25 protein-coding genes and 3 riboswitches are annotated in these 24,433 nt (G+C 70.0%); of the genes, 14 read left to right on the top strand and 11 right to left on the bottom strand.

What is annotated here, in order from left to right:
* The first annotated feature begins 78 nt into the window (after window positions 1–78).
* Window positions 79–1,122, top strand: coding sequence for a LacI family DNA-binding transcriptional regulator (locus tag ACX80F_RS13355; protein ID WP_459336892.1), 1,044 nt, complete (start codon window positions 79–81; stop codon window positions 1,120–1,122).
* On the opposite strand, the gene ACX80F_RS13350 is transcribed toward ACX80F_RS13355, so the two are convergent.
* The 5 genes from ACX80F_RS13350 to ACX80F_RS13330 form a co-directional block, all read right to left on the bottom strand.
* Entirely contained in the window at window positions 1,119–1,565 is a 447-nt protein-coding gene (locus ACX80F_RS13350) for a heat shock protein transcriptional repressor HspR (RefSeq protein ID WP_459336891.1), read from the bottom strand. The genes ACX80F_RS13355 and ACX80F_RS13350 overlap by 4 nt on opposite strands.
* Window positions 1,566–1,620: 55 nt before the next feature.
* Window positions 1,621–2,619, bottom strand: a complete 999-nt coding sequence (locus ACX80F_RS13345) for a DnaJ C-terminal domain-containing protein (protein ID WP_459336890.1) — start codon at window positions 2,617–2,619, stop codon at window positions 1,621–1,623.
* Window positions 2,620–2,809: 190 nt separating this feature from the next.
* Window positions 2,810–3,472: a nucleotide exchange factor GrpE gene (locus tag ACX80F_RS13340; protein ID WP_459336889.1), complete on the bottom strand. Its 663-nt coding sequence runs from the start codon at window positions 3,470–3,472 to the stop codon at window positions 2,810–2,812.
* Between the two features lies 1 nt (window position 3,473).
* A complete protein-coding gene (gene dnaK, locus ACX80F_RS13335; RefSeq protein WP_459336888.1) occupies window positions 3,474–5,345 on the bottom strand; it encodes a molecular chaperone DnaK in 1,872 nt (623 codons plus the stop codon).
* 139 nt (window positions 5,346–5,484) lie between these two features.
* Window positions 5,485–6,798: a DUF2252 domain-containing protein gene (locus tag ACX80F_RS13330; protein ID WP_459336887.1), complete on the bottom strand. Its 1,314-nt coding sequence runs from the start codon at window positions 6,796–6,798 to the stop codon at window positions 5,485–5,487.
* Between the two features lie 113 nt (window positions 6,799–6,911).
* Between ACX80F_RS13330 and ACX80F_RS13325 the strand changes: the two genes are divergently transcribed.
* Window positions 6,912–7,133 (top strand): hypothetical protein, encoded by a 222-nt coding sequence (locus ACX80F_RS13325; protein ID WP_459336886.1) that lies wholly within the window; start codon window positions 6,912–6,914, stop codon window positions 7,131–7,133.
* 61 nt (window positions 7,134–7,194) lie between these two features.
* Window positions 7,195–7,269: riboswitch (cyclic di-GMP riboswitch) on the top strand.
* Window positions 7,270–7,377: 108 nt separating this feature from the next.
* Window positions 7,378–8,184 carry a response regulator transcription factor gene (locus tag ACX80F_RS13320; RefSeq protein ID WP_459336885.1) on the top strand — a complete coding sequence of 269 codons (807 nt, stop codon included), beginning with the start codon at window positions 7,378–7,380 and terminating at the stop codon, window positions 8,182–8,184.
* A gap of 11 nt (window positions 8,185–8,195) precedes the next feature.
* Here the strand turns inward: ACX80F_RS13320 and ACX80F_RS13315 are convergent, their stop codons facing one another.
* The 3 genes from ACX80F_RS13315 to ACX80F_RS13305 all read right to left on the bottom strand — a co-directional run bounded on the left by ACX80F_RS13315 (window position 8,196) and on the right by ACX80F_RS13305 (window position 11,650).
* Window positions 8,196–8,606, bottom strand: coding sequence for a hypothetical protein (locus ACX80F_RS13315; protein ID WP_459336884.1), 411 nt, complete (start codon window positions 8,604–8,606; stop codon window positions 8,196–8,198).
* 22 nt (window positions 8,607–8,628) lie between these two features.
* A complete protein-coding gene (locus ACX80F_RS13310) occupies window positions 8,629–9,387 on the bottom strand; it encodes an AAA family ATPase (protein ID WP_459336883.1) in 759 nt (252 codons plus the stop codon).
* Between the two features lie 112 nt (window positions 9,388–9,499).
* Complete coding sequence (locus ACX80F_RS13305; protein ID WP_459336882.1) at window positions 9,500–11,650, bottom strand: MMPL family transporter; 2,151 nt, start codon at window positions 11,648–11,650, stop codon at window positions 9,500–9,502.
* A gap of 101 nt (window positions 11,651–11,751) precedes the next feature.
* On the opposite strand from ACX80F_RS13305, the gene ACX80F_RS13300 reads away from it, so the two are divergent.
* From ACX80F_RS13300 to ACX80F_RS13255, 10 genes are all read left to right on the top strand, one after another.
* On the top strand, window positions 11,752–12,240 hold the full coding sequence (locus tag ACX80F_RS13300) for a MarR family winged helix-turn-helix transcriptional regulator (protein WP_459336881.1): 489 nt from the start codon (window positions 11,752–11,754) through the stop codon (window positions 12,238–12,240).
* A gap of 10 nt (window positions 12,241–12,250) precedes the next feature.
* On the top strand, window positions 12,251–13,048 hold the full coding sequence (locus tag ACX80F_RS13295; RefSeq protein WP_459336880.1) for a methyltransferase domain-containing protein: 798 nt from the start codon (window positions 12,251–12,253) through the stop codon (window positions 13,046–13,048).
* A 24-nt stretch (window positions 13,049–13,072) separates the two neighbouring features.
* Window positions 13,073–13,567 (top strand): low molecular weight protein-tyrosine-phosphatase, encoded by a 495-nt coding sequence (locus ACX80F_RS13290; RefSeq protein ID WP_459336879.1) that lies wholly within the window; start codon window positions 13,073–13,075, stop codon window positions 13,565–13,567.
* 35 nt (window positions 13,568–13,602) lie between these two features.
* A complete protein-coding gene (locus ACX80F_RS13285; RefSeq protein WP_459336878.1) occupies window positions 13,603–14,220 on the top strand; it encodes a LysE family transporter in 618 nt (205 codons plus the stop codon).
* A gap of 3 nt (window positions 14,221–14,223) precedes the next feature.
* Window positions 14,224–16,302: a chorismate-binding protein gene (locus tag ACX80F_RS13280; protein ID WP_459336877.1), complete on the top strand. Its 2,079-nt coding sequence runs from the start codon at window positions 14,224–14,226 to the stop codon at window positions 16,300–16,302.
* 81 nt (window positions 16,303–16,383) lie between these two features.
* Window positions 16,384–16,992 (top strand): GNAT family N-acetyltransferase, encoded by a 609-nt coding sequence (locus ACX80F_RS13275; RefSeq protein WP_459336876.1) that lies wholly within the window; start codon window positions 16,384–16,386, stop codon window positions 16,990–16,992.
* 24 nt (window positions 16,993–17,016) lie between these two features.
* On the top strand, window positions 17,017–17,895 hold the full coding sequence (locus ACX80F_RS13270) for an aminodeoxychorismate lyase (RefSeq protein ID WP_459336875.1): 879 nt from the start codon (window positions 17,017–17,019) through the stop codon (window positions 17,893–17,895).
* A 108-nt stretch (window positions 17,896–18,003) separates the two neighbouring features.
* Window positions 18,004–18,121, top strand: a riboswitch (SAM riboswitch).
* Window positions 18,122–18,286: 165 nt separating this feature from the next.
* On the top strand, window positions 18,287–19,201 hold the full coding sequence (locus ACX80F_RS13265; protein WP_459336953.1) for an ABC transporter substrate-binding protein: 915 nt from the start codon (window positions 18,287–18,289) through the stop codon (window positions 19,199–19,201).
* 10 nt (window positions 19,202–19,211) lie between these two features.
* Entirely contained in the window at window positions 19,212–19,976 is a 765-nt protein-coding gene (locus tag ACX80F_RS13260; protein ID WP_459336874.1) for an amino acid ABC transporter permease, read from the top strand.
* Window positions 19,973–20,710, top strand: coding sequence for an amino acid ABC transporter ATP-binding protein (locus ACX80F_RS13255; protein WP_459336873.1), 738 nt, complete (start codon window positions 19,973–19,975; stop codon window positions 20,708–20,710). The genes ACX80F_RS13260 and ACX80F_RS13255 overlap by 4 nt, the downstream gene beginning before the upstream one ends.
* A gap of 69 nt (window positions 20,711–20,779) precedes the next feature.
* Here ACX80F_RS13255 and ACX80F_RS13250 read toward each other — a convergent pair whose 3' ends face one another.
* The 3 genes from ACX80F_RS13250 to ACX80F_RS13240 are packed head-to-tail and all read right to left on the bottom strand — an operon-like array spanning window position 20,780 to window position 23,669.
* The gene (locus tag ACX80F_RS13250; RefSeq protein WP_459336872.1) at window positions 20,780–21,577 is read right to left on the bottom strand and encodes an energy-coupling factor transporter transmembrane component T family protein; all 798 of its coding nucleotides are present in this window, start codon (window positions 21,575–21,577) and stop codon (window positions 20,780–20,782) included.
* Window positions 21,574–23,064, bottom strand: coding sequence for an ABC transporter ATP-binding protein (locus ACX80F_RS13245; RefSeq protein WP_459336871.1), 1,491 nt, complete (start codon window positions 23,062–23,064; stop codon window positions 21,574–21,576). The genes ACX80F_RS13250 and ACX80F_RS13245 overlap by 4 nt, the downstream gene beginning before the upstream one ends.
* The gene (locus ACX80F_RS13240) at window positions 23,061–23,669 is read right to left on the bottom strand and encodes an ECF transporter S component (RefSeq protein ID WP_459336870.1); all 609 of its coding nucleotides are present in this window, start codon (window positions 23,667–23,669) and stop codon (window positions 23,061–23,063) included. Before ACX80F_RS13240 ends, ACX80F_RS13245 begins: the two co-directional genes overlap by 4 nt.
* A 47-nt stretch (window positions 23,670–23,716) precedes the next feature.
* A riboswitch (TPP riboswitch) is annotated at window positions 23,717–23,841 on the bottom strand.
* Between the two features lie 97 nt (window positions 23,842–23,938).
* Here ACX80F_RS13240 and ACX80F_RS13235 point away from each other — a divergent pair.
* Complete coding sequence (locus tag ACX80F_RS13235; protein WP_459336869.1) at window positions 23,939–24,199, top strand: DUF4235 domain-containing protein; 261 nt, start codon at window positions 23,939–23,941, stop codon at window positions 24,197–24,199.
* Window positions 24,200–24,433: the final 234 nt, after the last annotated feature.

The raw sequence follows: 24,433 nt of genomic DNA, 5'->3' as shown, positions 1-24,433 counted from the left end.
CGCGGCCATCGTCAAGGAATTTACAAAACTTTCACGCAATCTTTCCAACCGGACCGGGGGCTGCGCTAGATTGGGGCCATGACTCCCGGCAAGCGTAACGAGCGGCCGCGCCTGGACGACGTCGCCCGCACCGCCGGCGTCAGCGTCCCCACGGTGTCGCGGGTCCTGAACGGCAAGGGCGGCGCCTCCCAGGAGACCCGGGAAGCCGTCCTCGCGGCGATGGACAGCCTGGGCTACGAGCGGCCGTCCCGGACGGCCGGACGCTCCAAGGGGCAGATCGGCGTCGTCGTCCCGGATCTCGTGAATCCGATCTTCCCGGCGTTCGCCGGCGCGATCGCCGCACTCCTGGCGCCGAACGACTACATTCCTGCCCTGTGCACCCTGCCGGGTGGCGGCATCACCGAGGACGAGTACGTCGCCCTCATGCTGGATCAGGGCGTGAGCGGGATCATCTTCGTCTGCGCCGCCCACTCCGACGGCCGGGCGAGCATGGAGCGCTATCGTCGCCTGCGCGGCCGCGTGCCGTTCGTCCTCGTCAACGGCGCCAGGCCCGAGATCGACGCACCGTCCGTCTCGAACGACGACGCCACGGCCATCCGCACGGCCGTCCGGCACCTCGTGGCACAGGGCCATCAGCGCGTCGGCTTCGCGTCCGGCCCCGACCGGTTCATCCCGAGCCGACGAAAGCTGGAGGGCTTCCACTCCGGGCTTCTCCAGTTCCTCGGGGAGGACGACGCCGGACCGCACATCGCGACGAGCATGTTCAGTATCGAGGGCGGACAGAGTGCGGCCAACGAGCTCATCGATTCGGGACACACAGGAATCGTCTGCGCTTCGGACGTCATGGCCCTCGGGGCCGTACGCGCCGCACAGACCCGGGGCCTCCGGGTGCCGGAGGACATCTCGGTGGTCGGGTTCGACGACTCGCCGCTCATGGCCTTCACCGATCCTCCGCTGACGACGCTGCGGCAGAACGTGGCGGCGATGGCCGAGGCGGCCGTCCACGCCCTGGTCACGGAACTGGACGGGGACCGCACCACGCGCACGGAGATCCTGTTCCAGTCGGACCTGGTGGTCCGCGGCTCCACCGGGGCGGGACCGGCGGTGCGGTCGGGCGCCTAGGTGTAGGGGGGCCGGTTGTACGCGGTGCGGGCCGGTTCGGGACGCCACACCATGAGGGCCTGACTGCGGGGCCGCGGGCGCTGCCCGCGGGCGAGGGTGACGACGTCCCCCGCGAGCCCGGCGGCGAACACCCGGCTCGACTCCGCCTGGACCCGGCGGGCCGCCAGTTCGGCGGACAGTTCCACGACGCGGGACTGCAGGGCAGCAACCTGGTTCTCGAGGTCGAGGATCCTCCGGATGCCCTCGAGCGACACGCCCTCCTGCGAGAGTCGCTGGACCTGGCGGAGGGTGCTGACGTCCTTCTGCGAGTAGCGCCGCGCACGGCCCGGCGCCCGGCTCGGCGTGACGAGGCCGAGGCGGTCGTACTGGCGGAGGGTCTGCGGATGCATGTCGGCGAGCTCGGCGGCCACCGAGATGACGTAGATGGGCAGGGTGTGGTCCATTGCGGGCAGCCCTCCTTCCGTTACCGATGCTCCCGGGTCCTGCTCGAGCGTGCTGCTACAGGCGCGCCTTCGCGGCAAGACCGGCGCGGGGATCCGCGTCCTTCGTGGCCGCGCGGAAGGTCTCCACGGCGGCCTGGGCCTCCTTGGACAGGTTCTGCGGAACGACGACGTCGACGGTCACGAGCAGGTCGCCGGTCGCCTTCGACGTCTTCACACCCCGGCCCTTGAGCCGGAGCGTCCTGCCGGACGGCGTGCCGGCGGGCACCCGCATGGTGACCATCTCACCGGAGAGCGTCGGGACCTGGATCTCGGCACCGAGCGCAGCCTCCGGGAAGCTGACGGGCACGTGGACGCGGATGTTGTCGCCGTCGCGCTTGAAGAGCGGGTGCTCCTTCACGCTGACGCTGACCATGAGATCACCAGGGCCGGCCTGGCCCGGCTGGCCCTTGCCCTTGACGCGGACTTTCTGGCCGTCACGGATGCCCGCGGGGATGCGGACGTCGATCTGCTCCCCGGAGGGCTCGCGCAGTCCGATCGTCGTGCCGTTGATGGCACCGGCGAAGGAGATGGACGTGCTCGCCGTGCGGTCGGCGCCCTTCTGCGGGCGGGTGGACTGGAATCCGCCCGGGAAGCCACCGCCGCCCATGCCCCCGCCGCCGCCGAACAGGTCGGCGAACTCGGGGGGCAGGTTGCTGTTGGAGAAGCCGGTACGCTGGCGGCTTCCCGCACCCTGGCCGAAGAGGTTGCCGAAGACGTCCTCGAAGCCGGCGTTGCCGCCGGCGCCGCCGCCCGCTCCACCCGCCGAGAAGCGCGCGCCGCCGCCCATCGCGCGGATGGCGTCGTACTGCTGGCGCTCTTCGGGATCGGACAGCACGGAGTAGGCCTCCGACACGTCCTTGAAGGTGCGCTCCGACGCTGCGGCCCCCTGGTTCTGGTCAGGGTGGTGCTTGCGGGCGAGCTTCCGGTACGCCTTCTTGATCTCGTCACCGGACGCGTCCTTGGAGACACCGAGGATCTTGTAGAAATCCTTGTCGACCCAATCCTGACTGGCCAATTGGTGTCTCCTTCCTAGGTACTGCTGAAAGTGTGGGGCCCGAAGCGTCGGGGTACAGCTTCCTGTATCCGCCACATCGGGGAGAACCGGGTGGGGTGGTCTTCCGTAGGGCCTTTAATATTCCTTCGCGAGCTCTGCGAGCGCAGGAATTTCGTTGGCCCGGGAAGACCATCCCACCCGGCGGGTACAACTACTCCGGCACTGCCACGATCACCTGGGCGGCACGGAGGACGCGCTCGCCCTTGCGGTAGCCCGCACGGAGGATCTGGCTGACGCTGTCGGCCTGGACCTCGGCGCTCGGCTGCTGCATGAGTGCCTCGTGGATGTTCGGGTCGAACACGACACCCACTTCGTCGATGCGGGCCAGTTCGTACGCCTTCAGGACGTTCTCGAGCTTTCCCGCGATGGCCGCGAACGGGCCCTCCGCGAGATCGCCGTGCTGGCGCGCGGCGTCGATGTCGTCGAGGACGGGCATCAGCGAGTTGAGGACGCCGATGACCGCCTGGTCGCGGGCGACGTCCCGGTCACGCTCCACCCGACGCCGGTAGTTGACGTACTCCGCCTGCAGGCGGAGCAGGTCGGTGCGGAGTTCCGCGACGACGTCCACCGCCGGGTTGGTCTCGCCCTCGGCGCCGGCCTCGTTCAGGATGGCCTCGGCCTGGGCCAGTGCATCCCCCTCGGAGGCGTCGGCTACGGGCGTGTCCTGCGCACCGGCCGCGGATTCCTCCGCGACCGGCTCGCCGGCATCCTGCTGCTGCCCACGGACGTCGCCTGTCTCAGGGTCGATGTTCCGGCTGTCGGACGGGTTCACCGGCTCTGACTGGTGCTCTTCTTCATTTCCGTGGTGCGGCATGTTACTTCTTCTCGCTGGTGTCTTCGTCGACCACTTCGGCGTCGACGATGTCCTCGTCGGTGCCCGCGGAGGCCGGCTGGTCGTCGGCGGGGGCGGCACCGGGCTGGCCGGCGTCCTGCTGGGCCGAGGCGTAGATCGCTTCACCGAGCTTGGACTGCGACGCCTGCAGCTTCTCGTAAGCCACCTTCACCTCGTCGTCGTTGTCCTGCGTCTCGAGAGCCTTCTTGAGGGCGTCGACGTCGGCCTGGACCTCGGTCCTGACCTCTTCCGGCAGCTTGTCCGCGTTGTCGGCGATCAGCTTGTCCACCGAGTAGGCGAGCTGCTCGGCACCGTTGCGGACGTCGGCGGCCTCGCGGCGCTGCTTGTCCTCGGCGGCGTGCTCCTCGGCCTCCCGCACCATGCGGTCGATGTCCTCCTTGGAGAGGGAGGAACCACCGGTGATGGTCATCGACTGCTCGGTGCCGGTGCCCTTGTCCTTGGCGGACACGTGCACGATGCCGTTGGCGTCGATGTCGAAGGTGACCTCGACCTGCGGGACGCCGCGCGGCGCCGGCGCGATGCCGGTCAGCTCGAACGTGCCCAGCGGCTTGTTGTCGCGGGTGAACTCGCGCTCGCCCTGGAACACCTGGATGGCCACGGACGGCTGGTTGTCGTCCGCCGTGGTGAAGGTCTCGCTGCGCTTGGTGGGGATGGCCGTGTTGCGCTCGATGAGCTTGGTCATCATGCCGCCCTTGGTCTCGATACCGAGGGACAGCGGGGTGACGTCGATGAGGAGGACGTCCTTGCGCTCGCCCTTCAGCACACCGGCCTGCAGTGCGGCACCGACGGCCACGACCTCGTCCGGGTTGACGCCCTTGTTGGGCTCCTTGCCGCCGGCGAGTTCCTTGACGAGCTCGCTGACCGCGGGCATGCGGGTGGAACCGCCGACGAGGACGATGTGGTCGATGTCGGCCACCTTGATACCGGCTTCGGTGATGACGTCGTGGAACGGCTTCTTCGTGCGGTCCAGCAGATCCTTGGTGAGGTCCTGGAACTTGGCGCGGGAGAGGTGCTCGTCGAGGTGGACGGGTCCGTCCGGCGTCACGGAGAGGTACTGCAGGGAGATGTTGGTGGAGGTCGCCGAGGACAGCTCCTTCTTAGCCTGCTCGGCGGCTTCCTTGAGCCTCTGCAGCGCGATCTTGTCCTTGGACAGATCGGCGCCCTTGGCCTTGGCCTGCGAGAGGAGGTAGTCCACGACGCGCTGGTCCCAGTCGTCGCCACCGAGGCGGTTGTCACCGGAGGTCGAGCGGACCTGGATGGTGGAGAAGGCGTCCTCGTCCTTGCCGACCTCCAGCAGGGAGACGTCGAACGTTCCGCCGCCGAGGTCGAACACGAGGATCAGCTCGTCTTCCTTGCCCTTGTCGAGGCCGTACGCGAGGGCTGCGGCCGTGGGCTCGTTGACGATGCGCAGCACCTTCAGTCCTGCGACCTCGCCGGCCTCCTTGGTGGCCTGGCGCTCGGCGTCGTTGAAGTAAGCGGGCACCGTGATCACGGCGTCGGTGACCTTCTCGCCGAGGTAGCTCTCGGCGTCGGTCTTGAGCTTCTGGAGGATACGCGCGGAGATCTCCTGCGGCGTGTACTTCTTGTCGTCGATGGCGACATCCCACTGGGTGCCCATGTGGCGCTTGACCGACGCGATGGTGCGGTCGATGTTGTTGACGGCCTGGCGCTTGGCGATCTCGCCGACCAGGACTTCGCCGGACTTGGAGAATGCGACGATCGACGGCGTGGTGCGGGCGCCTTCGGCGTTCGCGATGACGGTGGGCTCGCCACCTTCGAGAACCGAGACGACCGAGTTGGTGGTTCCGAGGTCAATACCTACTGCACGTGACATGCAAATTCCTTTCGACTGCCCGGGATTTGCGAGGCGCTCATCCGCCGGGCGCGTAGATTGAGCGTTCTGCACTCAACTATACGGGCGCGCCTCCGGAGAACAAAATGGACTTGAGTCGACGTGGCTCAACTCCTGCTGGTCAGTCGGCCGGCACCGCGGAGATGAGCCCTTCCCGGAAGGCGTCGACGAAGAGCGCGTGGTCCGTGCGCACAGTCTCCGCATACGCCTCCCCGAATCCGACGATGTCGTCGACGAAATTCTCGTGTGACCGGTCCACCGCGGCCAGGATGGCGGTCTCCGTCCGGAAGGGCACGAGGTCGTGGTCGCTGTCCTCGTCGGTGGAGCAGTGGATCTTCGCCGTGGCCTGCCCGAGCGCCTCGAGCACCGGCATCATCTGCTCCGGCTCCGTCAGGTCCTCCCAGGAGAGATCGCGCTTGTAGGGGGAGAGCTCCGACACGACGAAGGAGATCCCACGGATCGTCGTGTAGCCGAGGAACGGGTCGGTGTGGGTCTGCAGGGACCGCTGGCTGATGACGGCGCGGTGCCCGTCGTCCACGAAGTAGCCGCGGACGCGCTCGTCGTCGACGATCCGGCTGGGCGCGGCGATGTTCGACTGCTTCATGGTGAGGATGATGTCGTTCTCCTGTGCCTCGTCGAAGCCCTCGATGAGCACGTTGTAGGTCGGCAGGCCGGCGCTGCCGATCCCGAATCCCTTCTTGCCCACGATGCCCTTCACCCGGTAGAACACGCGCCGCAGGGACCGCTCGCTGTCCGGGATGGTGGAGAGGTATCGGTCGAACGCGTCCGCGACCTCCCGGTACTCGTCGTCGGGGAGCACGCGGATCGAGCCGTCGTCACGGAAGTGGCGCTCGTAGTCCTCGATGCGCGTGAGCGCGTCGAGCAGCCGCGTCCGGCGTGCCGCCCGGGCCTGCTGCAGCACCTGGTAGACGGGTCCGTCCGTATTGTCGAGCCCGAACGCGAACGTGGACTGCTCGTCGTCCACGTAGTCCCGGACACGACCGAGGTAGGCCTCCAGATAGATGCGCGAGAGGTCGCGTACCGACTGCGACGGCAATGCCTTCTGCCAGCACAGGAGCGTGAGCGAGGCGACGAAGCGGCGAAGGTCCCACGAGAAGTGGCCCACGTAGGCCTCGTCGAAGTCGTTGACGTCGAAGGTGAGGCGTCCCTCGTTGCTCATGTAGGTGCCGAAGTTCTCGGCGTGCAGGTCACCGTGGATCCACACCCGGCTGGTGCGCTCGTCCGCCCAGGCGTCGTCGAGCCGTGCCATGTCGGTGTAGAACAGGGCCGCGCTGCCCCGGTAGAAGGCATACGGGTCCGCTGCCATCTTCCGGAACCGGGCCCGGAAGGCGAGGGGGTCCACGCCCATGAGGTCCTGATGGGCCTCGACGAGCGTGCTGACGATGTGCTGCTGACGGGACTCGGTGGCTGCCATCAGCCCACCGTACGCGCGTCCTGTGCTCACGCCCCCTATGGACGGCGGCGCACCGACCACGGATCTACTCGTGGGTTCGCCGGCGAGGGACGCCCCGGTGCCATACTGTCGGCATGGATCTCGAACACTGGTGGGACAGCGTCACACAGCAGACCAGGGACTGGCTCATTGCGCACAACGGCGAAGCGCTCACGCCCGAAGTGGTCGCGGAGATCAGCGCCGCCGGCGGCCTGGTGGCTTCGGAATCCTGGTGGATGGGCGAGCGGGGGGCCGACGGCCTGTTCCTCTCGGATGCCGCGACGGACTGGATCGGGGAACGCGCCGACGGCGAATAGCCGCGGGGAGTCCACGACGGTGTCGGTCGGGGTTGCTACTATCATCGGGCGAGCAGCCGCTCGTCGACAAAGGCAAACCCGGTGCGAGCCGGGGACGCAAAGCCACGGGACCCTCGAGGTCAGCCGGGCCGCCGAAGAGAACAGGTCCACGGAATATGCCTCGGACACGCCACGTCCCCACCGTTCCCATACCCGCGCCGACGGGCGCCGGGCGCCCCACCGGGCTGTCGCTGGACAGCACGCGATGAACAGCCCCGCACCGGGCGATCGCCGGGCCGCCGTCGTCATCGAGGACGACCTCGACATCCGAAACCTGGTGTGCGCCGTTCTCGAGCAGGGCGGCTTCGCGGTCAGCGGCGCGACCACCGGGCGCGAGGGCGTCGACGTCATCCGCCAGCAGCATCCGATAGTGGTGACCCTGGACATCGGGCTCCCCGACATCGACGGCTACGAGGTCCTGCGGCGGATCCGCAGCACGACCGACTGCTACGTGATCGTGCTCAGCGGTCACAGCGACGAGATGGACATCCTCACCGCGCTCCAGGCGGGAGCCGACGACTACGTCGTGAAGCCGTTCCGGCCCCGGGAGCTGCGGGCGCGGATCGACGCCATGCTTCGCCGCCCACGCATCGGGCAGAACGCGCACCACCCTCCGGTCCAGCCCGTGGTGCCTGCCACGCCCACCCCGCCGGACCACGCCGCCCCGGCGAAGTCCGCCAACACCCTGCGGAACGGCGGCATCACCGTGGACGGAGACGCGCGCATCGCCCGGTGCGCCGGGGTGGAACTCCCGCTCACCAAGACGGAATTCAACCTGCTGTACGAGTTGATGCGGGGCAACGGCTCCGTCCGGACGAAGGAGGAACTGGTCCGCGTGTCGCGGGGTGCGGATTACCGTGGCTACAACTTCGTCAGTCGCACGGATGAGCGGGCCATCGAGGTGCACATCGCAAATCTCCGCCAGAAGCTCGCCCGCTTCGACGGCGGCGGCGAACTCATCACGACGGTGCGGGGCGTGGGTTTCCGGGTGGTGCCGCGGAGCAAGGACTAGACCGGGACCGCTCAGGATCCTCCCGGGTCGCCGTCCCGCAGTTCCCCGAGCGTATCCGCCGCACACCCGCGCAGCACGGCGACCGCGCGCCGGGCGCCGTCGAGGTCGTCGGAGCTGATCATCCGGTGGACTGCTCGCGCAGCATGGTGGAGGCGGACCGCTCCGACCATCATGGCCGACGTCGTCACGCTGAGGACGGCGTCCTCGGCACCTGCGGCGTCACCGGCCTCGATCCGCAGGTTCAATCGATCGACCTTGCCTTCGAGCGTCGCGGAGAAGTCACGCACGAACCGGGAGACGACGGCGGGATCGGAGAAGTCGCGCACCATGTCCGCGAGGACGGTGGAGTCGACGAGGGGCGCCGCCGTCCCGTGGTCCTCGAGGAACCGCGCGGCGTCGCGGCGGGGTGCCGCGCCGTCCACCGGATAACGGCCCTGATACTGGTCAGGGCTTGACGGAGTCGAAGGTAGGGGCACCATCCCAGCCTAGCGACGGCCGATGGGCGCCGTGCACCTGCAGAAAGTTCTTGCGCAAAGACTGCGCTGGAGTATGCCGTTTGCCGACATGATCACTGCGTTTCCGGTACTGAGCACTTCCCGCGACGACTTCTTCGAGCTCCTCGAGGACCCCGGGCAGCGGCCCGTCGGCATCCACGCGCCGGAAGCCGGCGACGTCGGGCAGCCCGAGGTAGCCGTCGCGGTAGGCCCGGAGGTCGTCGAGGCGTTCGGTATCGGTCCCCCGCGCCGCGATCCGACGGAAGGCCTCCTCCGGGCTGACGTCGAGGAACACGACGACGTCCGGGGCGGGCAGCCATCGCGCCAGCGCGTCCAGCAGCCGGCTGCGCTGCAGCCCGCGGGTGGCGCGCAGCGCCTGCTGGCAGTGCAGGTTCCGGTCCAGGATGACGACGCCGTCGAACCGGCGGGCGCGCAGGTGGTTGGTGAGGACATTGACCACGCGGACCCCTGATTCCAGGAGGTCCAGGACCCGTGACGGGACGGAGAGGCCGAGCCGTGCGGTCCACGCCGTCATGGTGCGCCGCCCCGACGGGTTGGCGAGCACCATGGTGGGCGTCGTCGTCGCCAGGATCCTGCCGAGCGCGGAGGCCGCCGTCGTCTTGCCCGCGCCGTCGATACCCACCAGCGCGACGACGAAGCGCCGCGACGGGCACGAGGACCTGCTGGACGTTCTCGCTCGCGGAGTCATCCTCCTGTTGTACCCGCACTTCCTAGGAGAGCTCCCGGCCCGGGATGTGCCGCGGCTGTGAGACCGGCAGGTCCACGCCGCGGCCCTGCCCCGGTCCCTGACCCGACGCCGACTACCGGGGGGACGGCACCTTGCCCAGCTCGGACGGCCACCAGATCTTGGGCCCGATGTCGTAGGACAGGGCCGGGATCAGCAGCGACCGCACCAGGATGGTGTCGAGGAGCACACCGAAGGCCACGATGAACGCGATCTGCGCAAGGAACAGGATGGGGATCACGCCCAGGGCGGCGAACGTCGCCGCGAGGACCACGCCGGCCGAGGTGATGACACCACCCGTCACGCCGAGCCCGCGCAGGATGCCCGGCCGCGTGCCGATCCGGAGGGACTCCTCGCGGACCCGGGTCATCAGGAAGATGTTGTAGTCCACGCCCAACGCCACGAGGAAGACGAAGGCGAACAGCGGCACCGACGCGTCCGCACCCTCGAACCCGAAGACGTTGTTGAAGACCAACGCCGAGACGCCCAGGGCCGTCGCATTGGAGAGCGCCACACTGGCGACGAGGAGCACCGGCGCGAGGACGGAGCGGAGCAGGACGATCAGCACGACGAGGATCACCGCCAGGACGATCGGGATGATCTTGACGAGGTCGGCCAGCGCCGTGTCGTTCGTGTCGATCGCGACCGCCGTGACCCCGCCGACCAGCGCGTCCGGACTGGCGGCGTCGAGCGCCGTCCGCAGTTCGCGCACCACCTCCTCCGCCTGCTCGGAGTCGGCCTGGTACTCGAGGGTGCCGCTGATGAGGACCCCCCCGCCCTCGACGACGGCGGCGCCGCCGGGGTCCGCGGTCAGGACGGCCTCGGCGATGCCCTCCTGTGCCGACACGACGTCGAGCGCGGCCTCCTGGTCGGCCTCGGGGGCGACGACGTAGACGGGACTGCCGGAACCGGCATCGAAGTGGCGGGCGAGGGCCTCCTGGCCGTCGACCGCGTTGGACGGGGTCAGGATCAGGGCGGACTGCGGGACGCCGTTCGCCTGCAACTGGGTCAGCCCGAGGGCGCCGGCGACCAGGATGAGCAGGGACGCGATCCAGACCGACCGTGGGCGCCGGCCGACGAGCAGGGCGACGCGCCGCCAGAGACCCTTGAGCCGTTCGAGCCCGGTCTCCGGGCCGGCGGCGGTCGGCGCGGCGTGCTTGCCGCGGTGCGGGGCGACGACGGCGGCCGCCTCGGGGTTGTAGCGCGGCAGCAGGGGCCAGAAGGCCGCCCTGCCGAAGAGGATCAGGAACGCGGGAAGGAGCGTGAGCGCCGCGCCGAGGGAGAAGAGGATGCCGATGGCGGCGATGGGCCCGAGGCTCTTGTTCGAGTTGAGGTCCGAGAAGAGCAGGCACAGCAGGCCGAGGATCACGGTGGCGCCGGAGGCGAGGATCGGCTCGAACGAGCCACGGTAGGCCACCCGCAGGGCCTCCCATGTCGTCTCGTGCTCCACGAGCGCCTCCCGGAACCGGGCGACGAGCAGCAGCGCATAGTCCGTGGCGGCGCCGATCACGAGGATCGACAGGATGCCCTGGCTCTGCCCGCTGAGCTGGATGAGGTCGAGTTTCGCGAGCCCGAAGATCAGCAGGATCGACGTCGCCAGCGCGAACACGGAGGTGAGCAGGACGAGGAACGGCAGCACGATGGACCGGTAGACGGCCAGGAGGATGATGAACACGGCGCCGAGCGCGACGGCGAGCAGGATGCCGTCGATGCCGCCGAAGGCCTCGACGAGGTCGTTCGTGAAACCGGCCGGACCGGTCACGTACCCCGTGACGCCGTCGGGCAGCTCGTCGTCCAGGATGGTGCGCAGTTCGCCCACCACCTCGGCGAGTTCGGCGTCGGAGGAGACGAAGGCGACGTACTGGACGGCGAAGCCGTCCTCGGACGGGATGGGCCCGGCGAGGGCCGGCGCTCCCTCGGCCGGGGATTCGAGCCCCTCGACACCGCCGAGGGTCACGCCGAGTTCCTCGTAGGAGCCGAGGTCCCGAGGGTCGATCGCGGTGTCCGACTCGGCGACGATCACGGCGGGGATGGCATCCGAGTCGCTGAACTGCTGCTGCAGCTCCCCGGCTTCCGTCGACTCGGCGCTGGCGGGCAGGAAGGACGCCTGGTCGTTGCTCGAGACCTCTTCGAGGCGTCCGAACGTCGGTCCGCCCACCGCCGCCCCGGCCAGCCAGATCAGGACCACCACGACGGGCAGCAGCACCCTCAGCCATCTGTTCTTCATCGCACTCCACGCCTCTCTCGGGTTCTCTCTGCAACAGAGTATATCTATGATAGAGATAAAGTGAACCGGCCTAAGCTGGAAGGGACAGGAGGCGAGGACCCATGTCCACGAGGGACGAACTCATGGCACTCATGCGGCAGTTCACTGTCGAGACCGAGCGCTATGTCGACGTCGCCAGCGAGCGCGACAGTCTGTACCGCACCGATCTCCATGCCCTGAGCATCATGATGGGCGCCGCGCGGGCCGGCCTCACCGTCACGCCCGGCCTGCTGCGCGAGGAGCTCAACCTGAGCTCGCCGGCCACCACGGCCCTGGTCGACCGCCTCGACTCCGCCGGTCACGTCACCCGGCGTCGCAGCGAGGTGGACCGGCGGCAGGTCCACCTCCAGCTGACCGAGAAGGCCCGGAGCACCGGCGCGATGCTGTTCGCCCCGCTCGCCCGCCACATCAACGGCGTCTTCGACCAGTACACGGAGGAGCAACTGGTCCTGCTGCGGGACATGATGCAGAAGATCACCGATGCCACGGTCTCGGCGAAGGACGACGCGCGCGAGGGCTCCGCGCCGGCCGCGGACCGCGCGACCAGTTAGCCTTCGAGGCATGAACGACGAGGTCTACTCCCACGGACACCACCCGAGCGTGACGGCGGCGCACGCGATGCGCACGGTGGCGTCGTCCGCCGCCTACCTGGAGCCCTTCCTCGAGACCGGCATGGACCTGCTGGACATCGGTTGCGGGCCGGGCAGCATCACCGCCGGGTTCGCGGACCTCGTGGCCCCCGGGTCGGTGACCGGCATCGACCGGTCGGCCGACGTCGTCGCGCAGGCGTCCGCGACCCACGTGGACGTGGCCAACGTGGAGTTCCGCGAGGGCAACGTGTACGACCTCGACCTCCCCGACGAGTCGTTCGACGTGGTCCACGCGCACCAGGTGCTGCAGCACCTCGCGGATCCGGTGGCCGCGCTCCGGGAGATGCGACGCGTGGTGCGGCCCGGCGGCCTCGTGGCCGCGCGCGAGGCGGATTTCGGCGCGATGACCTGGTTTCCCGCGGCCGTGGAGCTCGACGAGTGGCGGGAGCTCTACGGGCAGCTGGCCCGCGGGAACGGCGGCGAGCCCGACGCCGGCCGGCGCCTGCCGGGGTGGGCGTCCGCGGCGGGCTTCGCGGACGTCGAGGTCTCGTCGTCGACCTGGGTGTACGCCACCGCCGAGGACAGGCGCGCGCATGCGGAGTCCTGGGCCGAGCGCGTGCAGCACTCGGCCTTCGCGGCGCAGACCATTGAGCGGGGCCTCACCGACCGGCAGGGCCTGCAGCGCCTGGCCGAGGGATGGCGCCGCTGGGGGCGCGCGGAGGACGGCGTGTTCCTCCTGCCGAGCGTCGAGATTCTCGCCCGCGCCTGAGCCGACCGCCGATAGGCTGGCGGGATGTACCGCATCGTCGCCGTCTGCACGGGCAACATCTGCCGCTCGCCCATGGCGGAACTCATGCTCGTCCACGCCTTCGCCCAGGCGGGGCTGCAACACGACGTCGCCGTCGACTCCGCCGGGACCACCGACTGGGAAGCCGGCAAGCCCATCGACGAGCGGGCGGCGGCGAAGCTGGCCGAACTCGGCATCGAGAGCCACCTGCACCGCGCCCGACGCTTCGAGGCCGCCTGGTACCGCGAACGGGACCTCATCCTGGCCCTGGACCTGGACCACTACCGCGAACTGCGCCGGGACGCCCCGGACGCCGACGCACGGGACAGGATCCACCTCCTGCGCGAGTTCGATCCGACGACGACGGACGCCGACCTCGAGGACCTCGGGATCTACGACCCCTGGTACGGCGACGCCAGCGACTTCGACGCCACCTGGCGGATGGTCCACGGCGCGGTGGAGGGCGTCGTCCGGTTCGTCCGCCACGAACTCGACGCCTGACGTCCGCCCCGCCCGGGGACGCTTACCATGAACGGGTGAACCCCTCCCTCTGGCTGGCGCTGCTCGGCGCCCAGACCCTGATCAGCTTCATGCCCGGGGCCGGTGCGGTGAACACCATGAGCAACGCCCTGACGGTCGGATTCCGCCGTTCCATCTGGGGGATCCTCGGCCAGCAGGCGGCGCTCCTCGTGCACATCGGCGTCGCCGCGGCGGGTGTCGGGCTGCTCGTCGCCAACTCGCCGCTGGCATTCGACCTCATCCGCTACATCGGTGCCGCGTACCTGATCTATCTGGGCGTGCGGAAATTCCTGCAGCGGCCCGAGCACAGCGATGTCCGCGCCCTGCAGGTCAGAGAGGGCGCGTTCTCCATGGTCCGTCGCGGGCTCTGGGTGAACCTGCTCAACCCGAAGGCCATCGTGTTCTTCCTCGCCCTGATCCCGCAGTTCATCCGCCCGGACCGCCCGCTGCTCGGCCAGTACGCCGTCCTCGCCGCGACCGTCCTGGTCATCGACATGCTCGTCATGTGGTTCTTCTACGCCGGGGCCGCCCGCTCGTTCCGGCGCTTCACGCAGGACGACCGCGGGCAGGTCACCCTCAACCGCGTCTTCGGGTCGCTCTTCGTGGGCGTCGGCGCCCTGCTCGCCGTGGCCTGATCCGTGCCCTCCGACGCGCCCCTGCTCATCGCCGTGGACGGGCGGTCCGGAGCGGGCAAGACCACCCTCGCCGTCGAACTCGCCGCGCTCCTCCGGGAGCACCACAGTGTCAGCCTCTTCCACCTCGAGGACATCTACCCGGGTTGGGACGGGCTCGACGACGGCATCGACCGCTACCTGGAACGCGTCCTCCTCCCCCTGCGGGCCGGGCGGCCGGCGCACTGGAACGCCTGGGACTGGGATCGCGGACAGGACGGCGCCGCACGGACCACGGCGGCGGCCGAGATCGTACTCCTCGAAGGGGTGGGAGCGGCGGCGGCTGCGGCGCGGCCCCATCTCGACGCGGTGATCTGGGTCGAGGCGGACGCCGGGGTACGACGCCGGACCGCGATAGAGCGTGACGGCGACGCCTATGCGCCCTTCTGGCAGCGCTGGGCCGACCAGGAGGACGCCTGGCTGGCAGGCGACGATCCCGGGGCGGCCGCCGACGTCGTCGTGCACGGCCATCACGGACCCCCGTCTCCGCACGCCGTCCGCCTGGCACTCACGGGATTGCCGGCGTGCGCGATCCTGCTCGCGCCGGAGCGCGCGGGCCGGCGCGGGCTCCGGCTGGACTGCGAGCGCATCGACGCGACGCCGGACACCTCCACGCTGTTCTCCACCCTGTACGGGGCCTCCCCCGCCGCGGTCTGGCTGGACAGTTCCGACGCCGGGACCATCACGCCCACGTCCGAGGGCCGCAGCCGCTTCAGCATCCTGGCGGACGCGTCGGGCGCATTCGGGCAGCAGGCCCTGCACCGGGACGGCACCACGGAGATCGCAGCGGGCCCGGTCACCACGCGCATCCGTGAGCCCTTCTTCCGTTGGCTCGACGACGTCTGGGGCCGCCGGGCGGTCCGCACTCCGGAGGGCTTCGCGTGCGGGTTCGGGCTGGGGTGGCTGGGCTACCTCGGCTACGAGCTCAAGCGGGAGACGGGCGGCGCTTCCGTGCCCCTGCCGGCCGACGCCCTCCCGGACGCGGCGCTGATCTTCGCGGGCCGCGCCGTCGTCGTGGACCACGCCGAGTCGGCCGTCTTCCTGCTCACGCTCACGGACGGGCAGCGCGACCCGGACCGCGAGGCCTGGCTGACGAGGGCCCGCCGCGCCGTCACGGCGCCGTCGCCCCTCACCCCTCCCCCCGTCCGCTCGAGCCCCGGCGTCCCGCCCCCGCCTCGGTTCACGACCCGGGACTCCCGCGACGAGTACCTCGCGAAGACCCGGCGCGCGCAGGCGGAGATCGCCGACGGCAACACCTACGAGGTGTGCCTGACGACCTCGCTCACGGCCCGAGTGGAACGCCTCGACCCGCTGGCGACGTATCTGCGCCTGCGTACCGCGAGCCCGGCGCCGTTCGCGCACTACCTCCGCTTCCCCGGCTTCGCCGTCGCCAGCACCTCCCCCGAACGCTTCCTGAAACTCACCCAGGACGGCCTGATGCGGGCGGAGCCGATCAAGGGCACCCGCGGGCGGTCGGCGGACCCGGCGGAGGACGCGGCCCTGTTCGAGGACCTCCGGACCTCGGCGAAGGACCAAGCGGAGAACATCATGATCGTCGACCTGCTCCGCAACGACCTCTCGCACCACGCGCTCCCGGGCACGGTCACCGTGAGCCGGCTGTGCGACATCGAGACCTACGCCACCGTGCACCAGATGGTGAGCAGCATCGACGCCCGCCTGAAGCCGGGCAGCGCGCGCGCCGGGGTGATCGGGTCCGCCTTCCCCGCCGGCTCGATGACGGGTGCGCCGAAGATCAGCACCATGGCCATCCTCGACCGCCTGGAGCAGGCCCCGCGCGGGCCCTACTCGGGCGCCGCCGGATACTTCAGCCTGACCGGCGCCGCGGATCTCGCCGTCGTCATCCGCACCCTCGTCCTGGCCGAGGACGACGACGCCACGCGTCTCACCCTGGGCGTCGGCGGGGCGATCACCGCAGACTCCGACCCGGCCGAGGAGTGGGCCGAGGTGCGCACGAAGACGCGCGGCGTCCTGTCCGCCCTGGGCTCCGACTTCCCGTCCGACGACCCGCCGACCGGGCACGACTGACCGGCCCGACGGCGGTCGTCCGGTTCCTCCTGCCTTCCCGGAACCGCTCCCCGGTGCGGCGCCGGGCGCTAGGGTCGGAGCATGACGGCCCTCCACCCGGCGACCCTGCGCGGCACGCGCGTCCTCCTCGAACCCCTCGCCCTCGAGCACCACGACGGGCTCGTCGCGGCCGCCCGCGACGGCGCGCTGTGGACCCTCTGGTACACCTCGGTGCCCACGCCGGAGGGGATGCGCCGGGAGATCGACCGCCGGCTCGCCCTCCAGGAGGGCGGGTCGATGCTGCCGTTCACTGCGCGGCGTGTCGATCCCGGCACCGGGGAGGCCGGACCGATCATCGGCATGACCACCTACATGAACATCGACCAGAACACCCCGCGGGTGGAGATCGGATCCACGTGGAACGCCGCATCCGCACAGCGGACCGGCACCAACGCGGAGTCCAAGTACCTGCTGCTGCGCCACGCCTTCGAGCAGTTCGGCTGCCCGGCGGTGGAGTTCCGGACGCACTGGATGAACCACCAGTCACGGGAAACGATCGAGCGTCTCGGCGCGAAGCAGGACGGCGTGCTCCGCAGCCACAGCCGGACGCGGGACGGCGAGCTGCGGGACACCGTCGTCTACTCCGTCCTGGCCCACGAGTGGCCCATGGTGCGCGACAACCTCCTGTACCGGATGGCGCGGCACGCCTGAGCACCGGGGGATACGCTGTGGGCCATGACTGTTCTCGTGTTCCTGGACCCGGCCCATGACGACGGCAGGGTCGTCGACGCGTCCCAGCCGCAGCTGATGGCCACCGACCTCGGCGCCACCCGCGGGGACGGCCTGTTCGAATCCCTGCTCGCCGTCGACGGGGCGCCCCGCAAGGAGCAGGCACACCTGGACCGCCTCGCGTCGTCGGCCGCCGCCCTGGATCTCGCCGTGCCGGACGCCGGGGCGTGGAGCCGCGCGATCCGCACGGGGCTGCGCGAGTTCGCGGCGGAGGAACCCGACCAGCGGAACGCCGTCGTGAAGCTGATCGCCACGCGCGGCGTGGAGGGCGCCGGACGGGCCACGGCCTGGGTCCAGGTGGCCCGCGTGCCGGACGCCACCCTCCGGCAGCGCGAAACCGGCCTGAAGGTCCTGTTCCTCGAGCGCGGCTATGACAGCACCGTCGCCCAGCGGGCACCCTGGCTGCTCCTGGGCGCCAAGACCCTCTCGTACGCGGTCAACATGGCTGCCGTCCGGTATGCGAAGGCGCACGGGGCCGACGACGTCATCTTCACCTCCTCCGACGGCAAGGTCCTGGAGGGACCGACGTCGACCGTCCTCCTCGCCTACGACCGCGACGGCCGGAAAACCCTCCTCACGCCGCAGCTCGAGAGCGGGATCCTCGCGGGGACCTCGCAGAGCGCATTGTTCGCCGCGGCGAAGGAGCAGGGGTGGGAGCTCGGCTACGGACCGCTGGAGCCGCGCCACCTCCTGGACGCCGATGCCGTGTGGCTGATCTCGAGCATCCGGCTGCTCGCGCCGGTGCTCTCGATCGACGGCCAGGAGCTCCGTACCTCGAGGGCCCTGACCGCCGAGCTGGGCGACCTCGTGGACCGCTTCGTGTAATCTCCGCCACAAAACCGCCCTCCGGGGCCCTTCTGCTACGTCAAGTGTCGGATTCCGGTCCTCCTCGTTTTGACCCGGTGCTTCGTGCTGCCCTAGCGTTTTGCCTGCAATCAAGAGTTCCAGCCATCGGCCCTGGCCGGCTGGACAGCAACCCTCTCCCGTAGTGGGGTGCTCCAGGTGAAGATTCGGCCGCCGGGACCAGTCCCCCGGTTGGCAAGTACGGCGTCGTGCGGCCTGTCCCGGACCATTCCCCGGTGACGGCACCCGTACCCGCGCACACCCCAGAACAGTGAGCGTGTCACCCAGCAGCCTGTCCCCCCGCCGTGACCCGGCATCCCCGTACCACCCCGTTCCCCGCGCCCTCCTCCGGGCCGGCACTCCGAAGGACACCATGAACATCTCCCGCAAGGTCCTGGCGGCATTCGCCGTCCCCTTCCTCGCCCTGACCGTCTCCTGCGGCAGCGGCAGCAGCGAACCCGCCGAGACCACCGACGCCCTGGCCGGCAGCGACCAGCAGTCGCTCGACCAGTACACGACCGAGACCACGACGTCGATCGACGAGATCGACACGGCGGAGCTCGGCCTCATCACCGACGGCACGCTGCGTGTCGGCACCCTCTCCGACGCCCCGCCGAACATCTTCCTCGAGGACGGCGTGTTCACCGGCTACGACAACGAACTGCTGCGCGCCATCGGCGACAAGCTGGGCCTCGAGGTCGAGTTCGCGTCCACGGACTTCTCCGCGCTCCTCGCCCAGGTGCAGAACAAGCAGTTCGACGTCGGATCCTCCTCGATCTCCACCACCGCGGAGCGCCGCGAGAACGTCGGGTTCACCAACGGCTACGACTTCGGGTACATGGCCGTCGTCGCGAAGAACGGTTCCTCCGTCACGGGCTTCGACTCCCTCTCGGAGGACACCCGCGTCGGCGTCGTCCAGGGCACCGTCCAGGACGACTACGTGTCCAACACCCTCGGCCTCGAGCCCGTGCGCTTCCCCGACTACAACACCGTCTACGCGAACGTGAAGAACGGGCAGGTCGACGCCTGGGTGGCTCCGTCGCAGCAGGCCACCGGCCAGGTGAAGGACGGCGACGACACCACGATCGCCGAGACCATCATCAACACGGAGAACTTCACCGCGTACGCCGTGAACAGCGACAACCAGCCGCTCATCGACGCCCTCAACGCGGGCCTCGACGCCGTCGTCGCCGACGGCACCTGGACCGAGCTCACCCAGGAGTGGTACCCGGACCGCGAGATGCCTTCCGACTGGAAGCCCGGCAGCAAAGCCGTGGACGTAAAGTAGCGGTCCCTGCATGGATGCCCTCGAACAGCTCGGCAAGACCTTCTTCGACTGGGAGGCGATGGCTGCGGTCCTGCCGGACCTCCTGACCGTCGGACTGCCCAACACGCTCATGCTCGCCCTGGCCTCGGGGATCATCGGCACCATCGTCGGCATGATCCTCGCCGTCATGGGCATCTCCCGCAACCGCGTGCTGCGGTGGATCGCCCGCGTCTACACGGACATCTTCCGCGGCCTGCCCGCGGTGGTGATCATCCTGCTCATCGGCCTCGGTCTCGGACCGATCCTCCGGGAGATCACGGGCAGCACGAGCCCGTACCCGCTGGGCATCCTCGCCCTGTCCCTGATCGCCTCCGCCTACATCGGGGAGATCTTCCGCTCCGGGATCCAGAGCGTGGAGAAGGGACAGCTGGAGGCGTCACGCGCCCTCGGCTTCAGCTACGGCGCGTCGATGCAGCTGGTGGTGATCCCGCAGGGCGTGCGGCGCGTGCTGCCCGCCCTGGTGAACCAGTTCATCTCGCTCATCAAGGAGTCCTCGCTCATCTACTTCATCGGCCTCGTCGCCAGTGAACGCGAGCTCTTCCGGGTGGGCAACGACGCCGCGAGCAACACCGGCAACCTGTCACCGCTCATCGCCGCCGGCGTGCTCTACCTGTGCCTGACCATCCCGCTCACGCACCTGGTCAACTTCATCGACAACCGGCTCCGCGTGGGCAAGCAGCAGAAGCTCGAGCCGGACGAACTGGCCGCACCGATCGGCGAAGGAGCGAAGGCATGAGAACCCCGGAATCAGGCACCCTGACGGGCAGGAACCTGCACCTGTCCTTCGGCTCCAACCACGTGCTGCGCGGCATCGACCTGCATGTGGAGCGGGGCACGACGGCGTCGGTCATCGGCCCCTCCGGGTCCGGCAAGTCCACCCTCCTGCGCGTCCTGAACCGGCTGATCGAACCGGACCAGGGGGACATCCTGCTGGACGGCCGGTCCGTCCTGAAGGACAACCCGGACGAGCTGCGACGGCGCATCGGCATGGTGTTCCAGCAGTTCAACCTGTTCCCGCACAAGACCGTGCTGGACAACGTGTCGCTGGCCCTGCGCAAGCTCCGGAAGATGTCGGCGGAGGAGGCCCGGGGCAAGGCCCTCGCCCAGCTTGACCTCGTGGGCCTGAAACACAAGGCCGACGTCCGCCCCGGCAACCTCTCCGGCGGCCAGCAGCAGCGCGTCGCGATCGCCCGCGCGCTGGCCATGGACCCCGAGGTGATGTTCTTCGACGAGGCCACCTCCGCCCTGGATCCCGAGCTCGTCAAGGGCGTCCTGGCGCTCATGACGGACCTCGCGGCGGCGGGCATGACCATGGTCGTGGTCACCCACGAGATGGGCTTCTCGCGCAACGTCTCCGACACCGTGACGTTCATGGACGGCGGCGTCGTGGTGGAGTCGGGTCCTCCGGCGGCGATCTTCGACGACGCGCAGACGCCCCGCCTGAGGTCGTTCCTCTCGGACGTGCTCTGACCACCTCCAGCACGGCACCGGGGGTCCGCTCGTGCGGGCCCCCGGTGCCGTCCCCGGGGACTTCGGCGGTCAGGACAGGATGAAGTTCCATGTCCCGGCGAGAACCGCCGCCGTCGTCGCGCCCGCCGCGATGCCCAGACCGACGCCGGCCACGACGGCGTCGAGCGCCGTGAACGTGCTCGTCCTCGCCCACGTGCGCGTGGTGCCGCCGAAGCCCCGTGCCTCCATGGCCGTCGCGAGCCGCGTGGCGCGCCGGATGGCCTGCACGATCAGACCGAACGACTGCCCCAGCAGGTTCCGGGTCCGGGCGAGGAGCGAGCCGTCCGACCCGATGCCGCGGGCATGCCGGGCGAGCCCGAGCATCTGCCACTGCTCCACCAGCAGGCCCACGAGCCGCAGCGACGCCAGCGCCCCCAGCACGAAGCGGTGCGGGAGGTGGAGCTTCTGCGCGAGGGCGTCGGCCAGGTCCGTGGGGTCCGTGGTGAGCAGGATGAAGATCCCCGGCAGGGCGAGCGCCAGTCCGCGCAGCCCGACGGCGATCCCCGCCGCGACGGAGCCCTCGGTGAACAGGAGCGGCCCGACGTCGAGCAGTACCCCGCCCGTCTTCTCGGCGAGCAGCGCCGTCCCGTAGGCACCGAGCAGGGCGGCCACCAGCAGGGGCCAGATGCGCCGGGCGAGCCCGGCCACGCTGATGCCCAGCAGCGGCATCAGGGCGAGCTCGCAGGCGAGGACCACCGCGGCGCTGACCCAGTCGATGCTGGCCAGAAGCGCGAGGGTGATGACCACGGCGGCGAACAGCTTGGACACCGGGTTGGCCCGCAGCAGCGTCCTGCCGGTGAGGACCGGCGTCAGGTAGTCGGCGCTCACCGGGCCACCAGCTGTCCGGCCCCGCCGGAGACGTGCAGGGTCTCCCCGCCGAGTGCCGCGATGAAGTCGGCGTCGTGCGTCACGGAGACGACGGCGACGCCGTCGTCGATCAGCTCGCGCAGGAGGGTCACGAGTTCCGCCCAGGTGAGGGCGTCCTGGCCGAACGTCGGTTCGTCGAGGATGAGGATGCGCGGCGCGGTGGCGAGCATCGTCGCCACCGACAGGCGCCGCTTCTCCCCGCCGGAGAGCGTAAAGGGGTTGGCCCGCAGCAGATGCGTGAGGCGCAGCCGTTCGGCGAGCTCCGCGGTACGCCGGGGGTCCGCGGTGCCGTCGACCCGCCGCGACCCGAACTCGAGTTCCTCCCCCACGCTCGGGGTGAGGAACTGGTGCTCGGGTTCCTGGAAGACGGTGCCGATGCGCTGCACGAGCTGCGCCGAGCGCCAGCGGAAAGGGTCCGATCCCGCAGCGCCGGCGAGATCGGGGAACGCCTCGAGCCGTCCCGCGCGGGGGCGCAGCAGGCCGCCGAGGGTGAGGGCGGCCGTGGACTTCCCGGCCCCGTTGGGCCCGGTGATGCTCAGCGCCTGCCCGGCGCGGACGTCCAGCCCGAGGCCCTCGACGGCCGTCGGGCCCCGTTTCGTCCGGGCGACCGTCAGGTCCTGCGCGGACAGCAGCACCCCGCCGCCGGCGTCGGGCACGGGCCCTCCGACGGCCGGCCGCCGGCCCGGGATCCACACGCCGGCGTCCGCGAGCCGGGCGCGCGTTCCCTCCTGGACCAGGACCGTCCCCGGGGCGCCGTCGGCGAGGATTCCTCCGTCGGCGTCGAGCACGATCACGCGCTCGACGACGTCGGCCCAGACGGCAACGCGGTGTTCGACGACGACGAGTGTGGCGCCCGTCCGGTCGAGGGCGCGGACGACGGCGTCGCGGACCTCCAGCACGCCGTCGGGGTCGAGGTTCGCGGTCGGCTCGTCGAGCAGGAGCAGCCCGGGCTCCATGGCGAGTACCGCGGCGAGGGCGAGGCGCTGCTTCTGGCCGCCCGAGAGCGCGCTGGTGGGGTGATCGAGCGGGACCTCGAGTCCGACGTCGTCGAGCGCGCGGTGCACCCGTTGCCAGATCTCCTCCCGCGGGACGGCGAGGTTCTCGGCGGCGAAGGCCACCTCGTCGCCCACGCGTGCGAGGACCACCTGCGTCTCGGGGTCCTGCAGCACGAGGCCGGCACGGCCGCGGGCGTCGGCGGGGCGGACGCCGTCGAGCAGCAACTCGCCCTCCTGCTCGCCCTCGTCCTGGCTGCCCAGCAGCCCGGCCAGTCCGTGCAGCACGGTGGACTTCCCCGCCCCGGACGCGCCGAGGAGCAGCACGCGCTCGCCCGGCCGGAGGTCGAGGTCGAGGTGGCGGGCGGCGAAGGCCTTCCGGCCCGCGTGGCGCCAGCCCCATCCCCGGGCGCGAACGGATGCGGCGCCCGGGGACGGCGTCTGCGCTGGTGTCACACGTCCACCGTGCGGCCGGCGGCGAAGGAGGACAACACGCCCGTCCTCGCGAGTCCGCGCATGGCCAGCCAGGAGAGCAGTCCCGCGATGACCACGCCGGAGAGTGAGGCGAAGACGGTATACAGGAGTTTGAACTCGAAGCTCCAGAGCGCGTTGTAGAGGATGTTCTCGCTGATCGCGAGCGCCAGGCCCGCGCCGAGTCCGGCGAGGAGGGCGACCGGCAGGTTCCACTTCCGGTAGAGGAAGAGCAGGAACACGAGTTCGGCCCCCGCCCCCTGGATGGCCCCGGAGATGAGGACGCCGACACCCCACTGGGTGCCGATCAGGGCGGAGACCGCCGCGGCGAGGACCTCGCAGTAGATCGCGGCGCCCGGTTTGCGGATGATCAGACCGCCCAGCACGCCGGCGACGAGCCAGCCGCCGGAGTAGAGGCCCGCGAGCGGCGGGAAGCCTGCGGTGAGCAGGCTGATGCCGGAGTAGCCGGCGGACCAGACGAAGAACAGTACGCCGACGGCGACGCCGATGACCGAGGCCACCACGATGTCGACGACGCGCCACTGGCTGGTGCGGGGGGAGAGGCCTTCGAGGGCCGTTGATGATGCCATGGTGATTCCTCCTGGGTTGCAGGAGGGGAGGGTGCACAACCGGTGCGCACCCCGAGAACTCGACTCCCTTCGCCGGTACTAACCGGATCAGGTTCGAGGGTCTGCGGCAATCCGCACTCTCAGCGCTCGCTCCGGCAGCATGCTGCGGATCGGCGCTCCCCTGTCGTGTATTGGTTGAGCGCTCCCGATCCTACACCTGCCCTCCGTCTGCGGGGAGGAGATCGGCCCGGCTAGGCTAGGCGCAGACCATCGGACTAGAAGGAGAAACCATGAACGTAGTGTTCAAGCTGCTGGGTGTGGGCATGAGTGTCGGCGCAGGCTTCGTCGGGACGAAGCTCGTCGACTTCCTGTGGGAGAGGATCACGGGCGAAGCGCCGCCCAAGAGCAAGGACGGCCTGGAGAACACGCTCCGCTCCGCGCTGGTGTTCGCCATCATCTCGGGTGCGGTCAGCACGACCATCCAGGTCCTGACCAACCGGTCCACGCAGAAGGCCATCGAGCGCTATTCGAAGACCCGCGACCTCACCTGAGGCGTACGAACGGGGGAAGGGGCGCTCTTTGAACTGCTCCCCGGAAGTTGGACTGAGAAATTCAGTTTCGACTCCCGGGGAGCTTTTTCATGGATGCACGTAGTTCGTTGTCGGTGGAGCAGCGTGAGGCCGCTGTAGCGTGGTTTGAGAAGGGCATCGCGGATATGGGCGTGTCGACGTTGCTGGGTGTGGCTCGTCAGCCGGTCGGGCGTTTGTACCAGCGGTGGAGGATCC

This window comes from Arthrobacter sp. TMS2-4 (assembly GCF_054511075.1).
The sequence above is the reverse complement of the archived record's forward strand: the minus strand, read 5'-3'. Positions and strand labels throughout refer to the sequence as shown.